Source organism: Micromonospora parva (genome assembly GCF_000718515.1).
GTDB classification, from domain to species: Bacteria; Actinomycetota; Actinomycetes; order Mycobacteriales; family Micromonosporaceae; genus Micromonospora; species Micromonospora parva.
Window position 1 is genome coordinate 163,473 of record NZ_JNZS01000008.1, and the last position, 11,589, is coordinate 175,061.

General features: G+C 70.6%; 13 protein-coding genes. 8 read left to right on the forward strand and 5 right to left on the reverse strand.

Translation table 11 applies throughout. The features are described from left to right. Nucleotides 1–11: 11 nt before the first annotated feature. Nucleotides 12–989, reverse strand: a complete 978-nt coding sequence (locus IF22_RS0112275) for an MBL fold metallo-hydrolase (protein WP_030331361.1) — start codon at nucleotides 987–989, stop codon at nucleotides 12–14. A 153-nt stretch (nucleotides 990–1,142) separates the two neighbouring features. Continuing rightward, entirely contained in the window at nucleotides 1,143–2,057 is a 915-nt protein-coding gene (locus tag IF22_RS0112280) for a serine hydrolase (protein WP_030331363.1), read from the reverse strand. Between the two features lie 52 nt (nucleotides 2,058–2,109). Here IF22_RS0112280 and IF22_RS0112285 point away from each other — a divergent pair, with 52 nt between their 5' ends. Then, nucleotides 2,110–3,069: a LysR family transcriptional regulator gene (locus tag IF22_RS0112285; RefSeq protein WP_030331364.1), complete on the forward strand. Its 960-nt coding sequence runs from the start codon at nucleotides 2,110–2,112 to the stop codon at nucleotides 3,067–3,069. 98 nt (nucleotides 3,070–3,167) lie between these two features. Continuing rightward, nucleotides 3,168–4,019 (forward strand): aldo/keto reductase, encoded by an 852-nt coding sequence (locus IF22_RS0112290; protein ID WP_030331366.1) that lies wholly within the window; start codon nucleotides 3,168–3,170, stop codon nucleotides 4,017–4,019. A gap of 92 nt (nucleotides 4,020–4,111) precedes the next feature. Here the strand turns inward: IF22_RS0112290 and IF22_RS0112295 are convergent, their stop codons facing one another. Continuing rightward, the gene (locus tag IF22_RS0112295; RefSeq protein WP_245233614.1) at nucleotides 4,112–4,828 is read right to left on the reverse strand and encodes an MmyB family transcriptional regulator; all 717 of its coding nucleotides are present in this window, start codon (nucleotides 4,826–4,828) and stop codon (nucleotides 4,112–4,114) included. Nucleotides 4,829–4,999: 171 nt separating this feature from the next. On the opposite strand from IF22_RS0112295, the gene IF22_RS0112305 reads away from it, so the two are divergent. Then, a complete protein-coding gene (locus IF22_RS0112305) occupies nucleotides 5,000–5,986 on the forward strand; it encodes an aldo/keto reductase (RefSeq protein ID WP_030331371.1) in 987 nt (328 codons plus the stop codon). A 25-nt stretch (nucleotides 5,987–6,011) separates the two neighbouring features. Here the strand turns inward: IF22_RS0112305 and IF22_RS0112310 are convergent, their stop codons facing one another. After that, nucleotides 6,012–6,527 carry a GNAT family N-acetyltransferase gene (locus IF22_RS0112310; RefSeq protein ID WP_030331373.1) on the reverse strand — a complete coding sequence of 172 codons (516 nt, stop codon included), beginning with the start codon at nucleotides 6,525–6,527 and terminating at the stop codon, nucleotides 6,012–6,014. A gap of 131 nt (nucleotides 6,528–6,658) precedes the next feature. Here IF22_RS0112310 and IF22_RS0112315 point away from each other — a divergent pair, with 131 nt between their 5' ends. Genes IF22_RS0112315 through IF22_RS0112325 form a run of 3 tightly spaced genes read left to right on the forward strand, consistent with a single transcriptional unit; the run spans nucleotide 6,659 to nucleotide 9,114 of the window. Then, nucleotides 6,659–7,213 (forward strand): NADPH-dependent FMN reductase, encoded by a 555-nt coding sequence (locus IF22_RS0112315; protein ID WP_030331374.1) that lies wholly within the window; start codon nucleotides 6,659–6,661, stop codon nucleotides 7,211–7,213. A 27-nt stretch (nucleotides 7,214–7,240) separates the two neighbouring features. Further along, nucleotides 7,241–8,254 carry a daunorubicin resistance protein DrrA family ABC transporter ATP-binding protein gene (locus IF22_RS0112320; protein WP_030331377.1) on the forward strand — a complete coding sequence of 338 codons (1,014 nt, stop codon included), beginning with the start codon at nucleotides 7,241–7,243 and terminating at the stop codon, nucleotides 8,252–8,254. Next, nucleotides 8,251–9,114 (forward strand): ABC transporter permease, encoded by an 864-nt coding sequence (locus IF22_RS0112325; RefSeq protein WP_030331379.1) that lies wholly within the window; start codon nucleotides 8,251–8,253, stop codon nucleotides 9,112–9,114. Before IF22_RS0112320 ends, IF22_RS0112325 begins: the two co-directional genes overlap by 4 nt. 64 nt (nucleotides 9,115–9,178) lie before the next feature. On the opposite strand, the gene IF22_RS0112330 is transcribed toward IF22_RS0112325, so the two are convergent. Continuing rightward, nucleotides 9,179–10,102 carry an AraC family transcriptional regulator gene (locus IF22_RS0112330; RefSeq protein ID WP_209444545.1) on the reverse strand — a complete coding sequence of 308 codons (924 nt, stop codon included), beginning with the start codon at nucleotides 10,100–10,102 and terminating at the stop codon, nucleotides 9,179–9,181. A 139-nt stretch (nucleotides 10,103–10,241) separates the two neighbouring features. Here IF22_RS0112330 and IF22_RS0112335 point away from each other — a divergent pair, with 139 nt between their 5' ends. Together IF22_RS0112335 and IF22_RS0112340 are read left to right on the forward strand one after the other, a co-directional pair. After that, the gene (locus IF22_RS0112335) at nucleotides 10,242–10,547 is read left to right on the forward strand and encodes a putative quinol monooxygenase (RefSeq protein WP_030331383.1); all 306 of its coding nucleotides are present in this window, start codon (nucleotides 10,242–10,244) and stop codon (nucleotides 10,545–10,547) included. Between the two features lie 50 nt (nucleotides 10,548–10,597). Further along, complete coding sequence (locus tag IF22_RS0112340) at nucleotides 10,598–11,566, forward strand: alpha/beta hydrolase (protein WP_030331385.1); 969 nt, start codon at nucleotides 10,598–10,600, stop codon at nucleotides 11,564–11,566. Nucleotides 11,567–11,589 lie beyond the last annotated feature (23 nt).

An 11,589-nucleotide genomic window follows, 5' to 3' on the forward strand; every position in this document is an offset into this window, starting at 1 on the left:
ATCCGCGCTGCTCAGAAGTGGTACGCGGTCTCGTACTCGGGCACCAGGACCCGGCTGCGCGGCGAGATCCGGCGGATCGCCGCGATCATCTCGTTCAGCCGGGTGCGGTCGGTCGGTGCGACGGTCGGCGGGTTCTGCAACGCCGTCTCGAAGTTGTCGTAGTGCACCGGCACCACGACCTTCGGGTAGTCGAGGCCGGCCAGCAGCCGGGGCAGGTAGTCGCCGGTGGTGGTGGCGTTCTGCATGGCCACCATCGCCACGTCGGGCGCGAGGCCGGTCAGATTCCGCTCGGCGACGTCGCTGGCCCCGGTGAAGTAGACCGACGGGCCGCCGTCGACCCGCAGCAGGTAGCCCAGCGTGTCGCCCTCCGGCAGGTCAGCGATGGTGGCCGGCTGCGGCGGTGGGGTCACCAGCACCCCGGGAAAGGCCACCGAGTACGACGGGTTGCGGCTGTGCAGTGAGCCGACCACCTCGACGGTGTGGTCCCCGAAGTCCAGCACCTCGCCACCCTTGACGGCGCTGAGCTGCGTCGACGGCAACCCGTAGGCCAACCCCAGGTGGTACGCGGTCAGCGTGCCGAACACCCGCGCGCCGGTGCGCTCGGCGATGTACGGCACGTCCATGAAGTGGTCCCAGTGGGTGTGCGTGACGAGCACCGTCAGGGCCTTGTCGACGCGCGGGTCGATCACGTCGGTGCGCACTGTCAACCGGGTCTGCGTGTTGAACGGGCCGGTGAACAGCCCGGTGTCGATGCGGCTGAGGAACGGGTCGACGAGGACGGTGCGGTCGCCGATGTCGACGCGCCAGCCGGCCGTACCCCACCAGCGGAAGCTGACCGCGCCCTTGCGGCGCGCGGTCGGCGCGGGGGCGGCGGTCGGGGGCGCGGCCTGGGCCGGTGTGGCGACGCCGGCGGCGAGGCCACCGGCGGAGACCAGGGCGGTGGTGGCGGCGGCGTCGCGCAGGAAGCGGCGACGGTCGAGGTTGGGCATGCGGATCTGCTCCCCGTGCTCGGGTGATCGGTCGACACGAGCCAACCAGCGCCACCCGGCCCCGGTCCAAGATCAAACGCCGTCGGCTCCGATACGACGCCGCATATCGGACCTGCTCAGCGGCGGTGCGCAGACGCTCCGACGGGCGACAAATCAGTTACCGCGCAGCGCCTCGACGGCCGTCCGGGCGGCCTCCCCCATCGCCAGGTCCACGTCGATGCGGCGCGGGGTCAACTGTTCGGCACGGGCGAAGACGGCTATCGCGTACCGGCCGCCGTCGGGGTACTCGGCGACGCCGGCCTCCAGGTGCAACCCGGGCAGGGTGCCGGTCTTTCCGGACACCCGGACGCCGGGCGGGAAACCGGCGGCCAGCCGGGTCCAGAAGAGCTGCCGGGCCATCCAGGTGCGAACCATCGCGCACGCTGCGGGCGGCCCGGCCTCGTCCCGCCAGATCAGCGTGAGCAGCCGGGTGATCTCCCGGGCCGTGCTGGACGTGGTGCGCGCGGGGTCGAAGACCCGCATGGCCCGGACCCGCTCCGCCGGCAGGGTGGGAAAGATCCTGGCGAACTCCGCCTCGGTGCGCGCGCCCACGTCGGCGAGCATCACCTCGACCAGGTCCCGGGGGCCGCCGAGGACGCGGGTACGGGTCAGCCCCAGCTCGACGGCGAGGATCGGCAGCAGGTCCGGGCCGACCCGGCGCAGCAGCAGGTCGGCGGCGGTGTTGTCGCTGACCGACATGGCGAAGTAGGCGAGGTCGCGCAGCGACACCTCGGCGTCGTCGACGCAGCCCGCCAGACCCCACCCGCCGAGCCGGTCGGCGGCGGTGACCAGTACCCGCTCGGTCGGGTCCAGCTGACCGGCCTCGACCTGCCGGGCGAACTCCAGCACCAGCAGGATCTTGAAGATCGAGGCGATCACCACCTGCTCGTCGGCCCGCACCCCGACCTCCCGGCCACTGCCGGTCGGGCCGTCGGCGGCCAGGTCCACAGCGTCCAGGTCGACGGCGTGCATGCTGGCCGTCACCCCGGCGGCGGCGAAGATGGCCTCGATCCGTTCCTGCACGTCCACGCCAGCACGGTATCCAGCGGCACCGTGGCGGCGCTGGCGTAGGGTCCCGGCCGTGGACCTGCTCCGGCACCTGCGGCACTTCGTGGTGGTCGCACACGAACTGCACTTCGGGCGGGCCGCGGAGCTGCTCGGAATGGCCCAGCCGCCGCTGAGCCAGTCGATCCAGCGGCTGGAACGGGAGCTGACGGTCGAGCTGTTCGACCGCTCCCGCCGCCAGGTACGCCTGACCACCGCCGGTGAGCTGCTGCTCGGCGAGGCGGAGGAACTGCTCGCCGGCGAGGGGCGACTGCGCAGCCTGATGGCCCAGATCCGTGCCGGTGAGCTGGGCGTACTGCGGGCCGGGGTGCCACCGGAGACGCCCGCTGTGACGCTGCGCTCGCTGTTGGACGGGCTCAGCGCCCGGGCACCCGGGCTGGACGTGGAGCTGCACGAGCTGACCACCGCCGAGCAGGTACGGATGCTCGCCGAGCGGACCCTGGACGTGGGGCTCGTGCATCACCCGGTGGCGGCGGACGGGTTACGTTTCGGCGCCCCGGTCGACGTACCCCTGGGGGTGTTGCTGCCGCGCACCTCGCCGTTGGCCCGCGACCGTGCGGTGACGCTGGCGTCGCTCGCCGGTCTGGATCTGGTGGCCGCGCCCCGCGCCACCGCCCCCGGCTGGCACGATCACCTGCTGGCGGTGTGCCGGCAGCACGGTTGGCGCCCGACCCGGGTGCGCCCGGCCCGCAACCCGGAGTTCCTCTTCGGGCTGGTGCTGGCCGGCGGCGCGGTGGCGGTGGAACCGGCGGCGGTGGCCCGCCGGGAACCCCGGATGGCCTGGCGGCCGATCGTCGACGCGCCGCTGGCGAAACGCACCTCGGCGGCCTGGCCAGAACGGTCCGCGCACCCGGCGGCGGCGATGTTCGGCCAACTCGCCGCGGACGTGCTGGCCGAGCCCACCGCGCCCGAGCCGCCGTCGGCGTCGACACCGGCGGCACGGCCGTGGCCGGTGCTGTTCGACACGACCGGGTGAACCGATCCGCCGTTGCGTTCGTCACGCCGGCTTGAGCGGTGATTCGTCCACCTGCCCGGGTATGGATGACAGGTAAACGAAGACGCGAAGGAGCCGCAGTGGCAATCACGATTCCCGACATCAGCCTGAACGACGGCACCACCATTCCTCAGCTCGGCTTCGGGGTGTTCCAGATCGAGCCGAAGGACACCGTCGCGGCGGTGAGCACCGCGTTGGAGATCGGCTACCGCCACATCGACACCGCCGAGATGTACGGCAACGAGGCCGAGGTCGGCGAGGCGGTACGGATGTCCGGCCTGGACCGGGGCGCGGTCTACGTGACCAGCAAGCTGAACAACGGCTTCCACCGCCCCGACGACGCCCGCAGGGCGTTCGACTCGACGCTGGCGGCGCTGAAGATGGACTACATCGACCTGTTCCTGATCCACTGGCCGCTGCCGACGCTGTACGACGGCGACTACGTGTCGACCTGGAAGGTGTTGGAGGAGGTCCAGCGCGACGGTCGGGCCCGCTCGATCGGCGTGTCGAACTTCCAGGTGCCGCACCTGCAGCGACTGGCCGACGAGGCGAGCGTCGTGCCGGCGGTCAACCAGATCGAGGCGCACCCGTACTTCACCAACGACGAGGTCCGCGCCTACGGCCGGGAGCACAACATTCTCACCGAGGCGTGGTCGCCCATCGCGCAGGGCAACGTGCTCGGCGACCCGACGGTTGTCGACATCGCCGAGCAGCTCGGCCGGACCCCGGCGCAGGTGGTGCTCCGCTGGCATGTGCAGCGCGGCGACATCATCTTCCCGAAGTCGACCACCCCGAAGCGGATCGAGGAGAACACCCGGATCTTCGACTTCGAGCTGGACGACGTGGCGATGGAGCGGATCACCGAGCTGAACAAGGGCGAGGCCGGTCGGCAGGGCCCGAACCCGGACACCTTCGCCTACCTGCCCAACTGAGCCGAGCCCGCCACCGGCGGGCAGGTCTCCAACGAGCGTGATGCCTCAGAGTCGTCGTAATGACCCTGAGGCATCACGCTGTCGCCGGCAGGTCAGGAACAGACGCGCTGCGCAATCCGGTGAAACGCCGCCTGGGTCGGCGAGCCGGGCTCGGGTACGTAGACGATCAGTCGCTGGTCGGTCTCCTGCACGTGCAGCACCCGGCACTCGAACTCCAACGGCCCCAGCCCGGGGTGCGGCACCCGCTTCACGACGGGGCGACGTTCGGCCACGTCGTGCTCGGCCCAGAGCTGGGCGAACCGGGGTGACGTGCCGAGCAGTTCGGTCACCAGCTCACGGATCGCCGGGTCGGCCGGGTAGCGGCCGTACGCGGCCCGCAGATCCGCGACCGTACCGCGGACGAACCGGAGAATCTCGGCGTCATTCCAGTGGCCGCTGGTCACCGGCTGCCGGTACGTCCAGCGGATCATGTTGCGGTCCGCGTCGGGCACTGTCGAGAGATCCCCGACGAAGTACGTGGCCAGACGGTTACAGGCCAGCACGTGGTACGCGGCGTCGACGAGGTACGCCGGGGTCTCGGTCATCGCGTCGAGCAGGTGCCGTAGGCCCGACGGCACCGCCCGGCTCGGCCCACGGGTCGGCGGCGGGTTCTCCCCGGCAACCCGGAACAGGTACTCCCGCTCGTCCCGGCTCAACAGCAGCGCCCGGGCCAGCGACGCGAGCACCTGCCGGGACGGATGCGGCCCACCGACCTGAACGGCAACAGCGGCTTCCGCACGGCAGAACAGGGCGCCGAGGTGAGCGTGCACCTGGCGACCCTGCCAGCCGACGGGCCGAGCGGGCTGCTGTGGGGCTTCCAGATGAACGCCGGCGGTGGGTACGGCGTGCTGCAGTGGTGACTGAGCGCTTGACCTGGAGTGCGCTCCAGCCGGCAGTGTGACTCGTGCGCCCACCGGTAGGGCGCACGAGAGGAGACCCCCATGCGGTACCGCACGATCGGCGCCGACCCGGCGACCCGGCGCGAGGTCAGCGTGCTCAGCCTCGGCGCGATGCTCTTCGGCAGCGCCACCGACGAGGCCACCTCGTACGCGATCCTGGACCGGTACGTCGAGGCCGGCGGCACGTTCATCGACACGTCGGACAACTACGCGTTCTGGGTGGACGGCGGCCAGGGCGGGCAGAGTGAGGAGTTGCTCGGCAGGTGGCGGCGCAGCCGGGGCGTCGGCACCGAGATCGTCATCGCCACCAAGCTGGGTGCCCGACCGCTGGCCCCGGGGACCAGCTACCTGGACAACGCCGAGGGCCTGTCCGCCAAGATGATCCGCGAGTCCGCGGAGCGCAGCCGGGAACGGCTCGGGGTGGAGCGGCTGGACCTGCTCTACGCACACATCGAGGACCGGACCGTGCCGCTCCAGGAGACCGTGGAGGGCTTCGCCGAGCTGGTCGCCGAGGGCACTGTGGGTCTGCTGGGCGCCAGCAACCACCGGGCCTGGCGGGTGGAACGGGCCCGCGCGTTGGCCGCCGCCGCCGGCCTGCCGGGGTACGAGGTGCTCCAGTACCACCGCAGTTACCTGCCGAACCGCACCGACGTGATCAGCGAACTGGACCCGGACGGCGAGCCGGGCGGCGTCAGCGGTGACCTGCTCAGCTACCTGCGTGCCGAACCCGAGCTGACCCTGGTGGCGTACTCGCCGCTGCTCAAGGGGGCGTTCACCCGGGCGGACAAGCCGCTCAGCTCGGCGTACGACCTGCCGAGCGCGCCCCGGCGACTGGCCGCGCTGCGGGAGGTGGCAGGGCAGAGCGGCGCGACGGTCAACCAGGTGGTGCTCGCCTGGTTGCTGGGCGGCGAGCTGCCGTCCATCCCGCTGGTGGGCGCCTCGTCGGTGGCGCAACTGGAGGAGAGCCTGGCGGCTGTCGACCTGGAGCTGACCGCCGAGCAACGACACCGCCTCGACACCACCTGGTGACCTGTCACCGGCCGCCCCGCCGACCTCAGCTCACTGTCGGTGGGGCGGTCAGGTCGAGTTGCCAGTCGTTGGCCCGCATCATCCGCCCCGGCGGATATTCGAAACCGGTCTCGCCGAGCAGCGTGAAACCCGCCTTGCGACACACCGCGTTCGACGCGGGATTGTCCACCGAGGGGTAGGCGTGCGCGTAGCGCCGGTCCCGTCGGGCGCGAACGACGTCCACCACCGCACGCACCGCCGTCGTGGCCAGCCCCATCCCCCGGTACGCGGGCAGCACCGCCCAACCCAGCTCGTACACCGGGTGGTCGCGCCACTCCCGACCCCAGTAGCCGACGCTGCCCGCCCGCGCCCCGTCCGGCAGCACCAGCGTGAACATGCAGCCCTGCCCGGTGTCGGCGAAGTGCACGTACCGGTCGTGGCGGGCGAGCACCTGCTCGTCGGTCTCCGGGCCGCCGGTGTGCTTGCGGGTGTCCGGTGAGTTGAGCTGCCGCAGCAGGTAGAGGTCGTCCTCGTGCCACGGTTCGATGCGTACCTGGGCCATCCCGTTTCCCCCGTTCGTCGACCCCAGTCAAGCCGATCCCACCGACACTCCGCCCCGAAACCGCGCCCGCTAGATCAGATCTAGCGGGCGCCCGCTGTCACCTCGCGCCTTCAGAATGGAAGGGGGTGGCCATGACGCCGCTACGGATCGCCGTGATCGTCGGCAGCACGCGGGAGGGGCGGGTCGGCGACCGGCTCGCCACCTGGTTCGTCGAGCAGGCCGGGCGGCACGACGACCTGGCGGTGACGGTCGTTGACCTGACCGGGTACGACTTCCCGGCCACCTACCCCGCCGAGCCGACCGCGCCGATCCGGGCGTTCGTTCGCGAGGTGGGCCGGGCGGACGCGTTCGTCGTGGTCACCCCCGAGTACAACCACAGCTTCCCGGCACCCTTGAAACAAGCCATCGACTACGCGTACGACGAGTGGCAGGCCAAACCGGTCGGCTTCGTGTCGTACGGCTGTCGGTCCACCGGCGGGCACGCCGTCGACCAGCTCCGCACCGTCTTCACCGCACTGCACGCGATGACGGTGCGCGACGTCGTCGGGATCGACCTGCTCGCCGGCGAACCGACCGCCCGGTGCACCGACGAACTGCGCCGCGACGTCGACGCCCTGCTCGACCAGCTGCGCTGGTGGGGCCTGGCGCTGCGCGACGGCCGGGCGGCTCGGCCCTACGTCTCCTGAACACGTCCGCCACGAAAGGTAGAAATCATGAGTAGACGCACCACCGGCCTGGCCATCGAGGCCGAAGGGCTCACCCGCTCGTTCGGGGACACCCGGGCGCTGGCCGGCATCGACCTGCAGGTGCCCGCCGGCACCGTCTACGGCCTGCTCGGCCCGAACGGCGCGGGCAAGACCACAGCCGTCCGGGTGCTCGCCACGTTGCTGCGACCCGACGGCGGTTCGGCCCGGGTCTTCGGGCACGACGTGGTAACCGAGGCCGACAAGGTCCGTTCCCGGGTCAGCCTCACCGGCCAGTACGCCTCCGTCGACGAGGACCTCACCGGTACGGAGAACCTGGTGCTCCTGGCCCGCCTGCTCGGCCTGCGCAAGCCGGCCGCCCGGGACCGCGCGGCAGCGCTGCTCGCCGCGTTCGGGCTGACCGAGGCGAGCGACCGTCAGGTGAAGAAGTACTCGGGTGGGATGCGGCGGCGCATCGACATCGCCGCGAGCATCCTGAACACCCCGGATCTGCTCTTCCTCGACGAACCGACCACCGGCCTCGACCCGCGAAGCCGCAACCAGGTGTGGGAGATCGTCCGAGCGGTGGTGTCGCACGGGACGACCGTGCTGCTGACCACCCAGTACCTCGACGAGGCCGACCAGCTCGCCGGCCGGATCGCGGTGGTCGACCACGGCCGGGTGATCGCGGAGGGCACCCCGGGTGAGTTGAAGTCGTCGATCGGCTCGGGCACCGTCCACCTGCGACTGCGCGACCCGGGGCAGCGCCCCGACGCGGAGCGGGTGCTCCGCGAGGCACTCGGTGTGCCGGTGCAGCTCGCCGCCGATCCGGTGGCGTTGACCGCCCGCGTCGGTGAGGCCGGCACCGACCTCGACGCCAGCGCCCAGGCCGCCCGCGTGCTCAGCGACCTGGCCCGCGCCGGCATCGTGGTCGACAACTTCTCCCTCGGCCAGCCGAGCCTGGACGAGGTCTTCCTGGCCCTGACCGACCACCCCGCCGTGCCGACCGACGAGCGCGACGACGAGCTGGAGGCAGCCCGATGAGCGACACCAAGACCACCACCACCACCACCGAACGGGCGCCGGCCGTCTACGTTCCGTCCGCCGAGGCGCTGGCGACAGTCCTCGCGCCCGGTGCCCGACCTCCCCGGCCGAGCGCGCTGGGCGCGTCGATCACCTTCGGCTGGCGGGCCATGCTGAAGATCAAGCACGTGCCGGAGCAGCTCTTCGACGTGACCGCGTTCCCGATCATCATGGTGCTGATGTTCACGTACCTGTTCGGTGGCGCCCTGGCCGGCAGCCCGCGTGACTACCTGCAGTTCTTCCTGCCCGGCATCATGGTGACCAGCGTCGTCATGATCACCATGTACACCGGTGTCGGCCTCAACACCGACATCGAGAAGGGCATCTTCGACAGGTTCCGGACGCTGCCCGTCTGGCGCCCGGCCGCCCTGGTCGGCATGATCTTCGGCGACGTGCTGCGCTATATCCTCGCCGCACTGGTGATCCTGGGCCTCGGGCTGGTGCTCGGCTTCCGGCCCGAGGGCGGGGCGCTCGGTGTCGCCGCCGGCATCGGACTGCTGGTGATCTTCTCGTTCGCGTTCTCCTGGGTGTGGACGTTCTTCGGGCTGATCCTGCGCAGTGAGAAGTCGGTGATGGGGGTCAGCATGATGGTGCTGTTCCCGCTGACGTTCCTGAGCAACGTCTTCGTCGAGCCGAGCACCATGCCCGGCTGGCTCCAGGCGTTCGTGAAGGTCAACCCGGTGACGCAGCTGGTGGCCGCGATCCGGGGCGCGATGAGCGGCGAGTCGGACCCGTCGGCAACGATGTGGCTGCTGCTGTGGAGCGCCGGCTTCGTCCTCGTCTTCGGCACCCTGACCATGTACAAGTACAACCGCCGCTGACAGTGCGACGGACGCCGCCACAGCCGTGGCGGCGTCCGTCCGTCGTTGGCGCGTCGGTCTGCGGTCAGACGACCGCTGGCACCTCGCTTCGGCTGGTGCCGCGCAGGCGGGTGGCGTCCTGGCTGGGCGGCGCGCCGAACTGGCGACGGTATTCGCGACTGAACTGCGACGGGCTCTCGTAGCCGACCCGGATGCCGACCCCGGTGATGTCGTTGGGGTGGGTGGCGAGCAGGAGCCGGGCCTCCTGCAACCGGATCTGCTTCTGGAACTGGATCGGGCTCATCGCGGTCACCGCCTGGAAGTTGCGATAGAACGCTGAAACGCTCATCCCGGACAGCCTGGCCAGCTCCTCCACCCGGAACGCCTGCGCGTAGTGGTCGCGGATCCACCGCACCGCCCGGGCGATGTGACTGAGACTGCTGTCGGCCAGGCCCAGCTGCCGCACTGCGGCACCCTGCTCCCCGCTGAGCAACAACCAGAGAATCTCCCGTTTGATCAGGGGTGCGAGCACCGTGACGTCCCGGGGCCGGTCCAGCAGTCGAAGCAGTCGGACCACCGCGTCGCCGAGCTCGTCGGGAGCGTCGCTGACCACCATCCCGGAGGGCGTTCCGCCGGACAGGGGTGGGAGGTCGCCCGGTGCCGCCTGCAGCAGCAACTCGGCGACCGTGGCCGGATGCAGCACCAGCCCGAACCCCAGCGCTGGCGAGTCGGCGCTGGCCTGGGTGAACCGGCCGGTGACCGGCAGATCCACCGACGCGACAAGGTACTGGCCGGCCCGGTACTCGTACACACGGTCACCCAGCGCCATGTGTTTGGCGCCTTGAGCGATGAGCGCCAGCACGGTGCCCGACATCGACGTGGTTGGTCCGGTCTGCTGGTCGACCTTCGAGATCAGCACCCCGTCGATGGGGGTGCGCATGTCCGGGTGGGCGTGGCGGGCCAGCAACGTCCGCAGCTCGTCGAGGTACACGGCCCGATTGAAGCACATGACCGATGCTCGTCACAACGAGAGAATCAGGCAAGAACCCAAGAGCATCTGTCTAACGTTTCCGCTGGTGGCAATGCTCTTATTGAAGTGTCAGTTTTCCGAGATCGCAGCAAGAGCTAGACGATTAGGAGTCACTTCGATGACTGCCCACCACGGGTTCCAGGCCACCATGAGCGCTCAGCCGGGAAAGGCGGACGAGCTGATCGAACTGTTGCTCGACGCGCCGTCCCTGCCCCACCCCGACTGCGTCGTCTTCCTCGTGGCCCGCTCGGCCACCGACCGTGACGTCGTCCACGTGATCGAGGGCTGGACCAGCGCCGAGGCGCACAGCGCGTTCTTCGCCGGGGAGCAGGCGCAGGCCCTGGTCGCGAAGCTTCAGCCGCTGCTGGCCGGCGACTCGACGTACACCGACGCGGTGCCCGTCGGCGGCAAGGCGACCTTCTGAGCCGGCGACAGCACCCCCTCACCCGACCCGCACCAGCGAAAGGATCCACGATGAACCTCCCCCGCGCGGGCATCGACCCCGAGTTGCTCGTACCCCTGACTGAGCTGCCGCCCATGCCGCCCCTCGGCCCCGAGGTGATCGAACAGCTTCGCCACTTCCCCCAACCGTCGATCGATATCCACCTGGAAGGCCGCGCGGTCTCCCGGCGCGAGGTCACAGTTTCCGCCGGTGACGGAACGCCGATCCCGCTGTCCATCCTCAGCCCCACCGATCGTGCCGCCGGCGCACCCTGCGTCTACTGGATCCACGGCGGCGGGATGATGTGGGGCGACCGCTTCTCGAACATCGACATTCCGCTGGAATGGCTCGACCGGTTCGGTGCCGTCGTGGTCTCGGTGGAATACCGGCTGGCCCCGGAAGCAACCGGCACGACCCTGGTCGACGACTGCTACCGCGGTCTGCTCTGGGTGGCCGAGAACGCCGCGGATCTCGGCATCGACCCCGCCCGCATCGTCGTGGCCGGCGCCAGCGCCGGAGGTGGCCTTGCCGCAGGGGTCACACTGATGGCTCGCGACCGCAACACCCCGACCATCGCCGCCCAACTGCTGTCGTGCCCCATGCTCGACCACCGCAACGACACCACCTCCAGTCACCAGTACAGCGGGCTGGACGGCGTGTGGACCCGGGAGATGAACGAGTTCGGGTGGCGCAGCGTCCTCGGCGAGCACCCCGACCAGAACGTCTCCGCGTACGTCTCACCCGCACTGGCGGACGACCTGTCCGGTCTGCCGACCACGTACATCGACGCCGGGACCGCCGAGGTGTTCCGCGACGAGGACGTCACCTACGCCACCCGGATCTGGGCCGCCGGCGGCCAGGCCGAACTGCACCTGTGGGCTGGCGGCTTCCACGGATTTTCGGCGCTGTTCCCGCATGTTCGCGTCTCCGACGCGGCACGGCGCACCCAGGCCGACTGGCTCGCCCGGGTCCTGGAACCCGGCCCCGATCTCAAGGACTGAGCTGAGCCAACGGCCCGCCCCGA

Coding starts and splice junctions, on each gene's coding strand:
- IF22_RS0112305 (WP_030331371.1), top strand. CDS start 5,000: ATGCGGTACCGCACGATCGGCGCCGACCCGGCGACCCGGCGCGAGGTC.
- IF22_RS0112330 (WP_209444545.1), bottom strand. CDS start 10,102: ATGTGCTTCAATCGGGCCGTGTACCTCGACGAGCTGCGGACGTTGCTG.
- IF22_RS0112340 (WP_030331385.1), top strand. CDS start 10,598: ATGAACCTCCCCCGCGCGGGCATCGACCCCGAGTTGCTCGTACCCCTG.
- IF22_RS0112310 (WP_030331373.1), bottom strand. CDS start 6,527: ATGGCCCAGGTACGCATCGAACCGTGGCACGAGGACGACCTCTACCTG.
- IF22_RS0112275 (WP_030331361.1), bottom strand. CDS start 989: ATGCCCAACCTCGACCGTCGCCGCTTCCTGCGCGACGCCGCCGCCACC.
- IF22_RS0112315 (WP_030331374.1), top strand. CDS start 6,659: ATGACGCCGCTACGGATCGCCGTGATCGTCGGCAGCACGCGGGAGGGG.
- IF22_RS0112320 (WP_030331377.1), top strand. CDS start 7,241: ATGAGTAGACGCACCACCGGCCTGGCCATCGAGGCCGAAGGGCTCACC.
- IF22_RS0112325 (WP_030331379.1), top strand. CDS start 8,251: ATGAGCGACACCAAGACCACCACCACCACCACCGAACGGGCGCCGGCC.
- IF22_RS0112335 (WP_030331383.1), top strand. CDS start 10,242: ATGACTGCCCACCACGGGTTCCAGGCCACCATGAGCGCTCAGCCGGGA.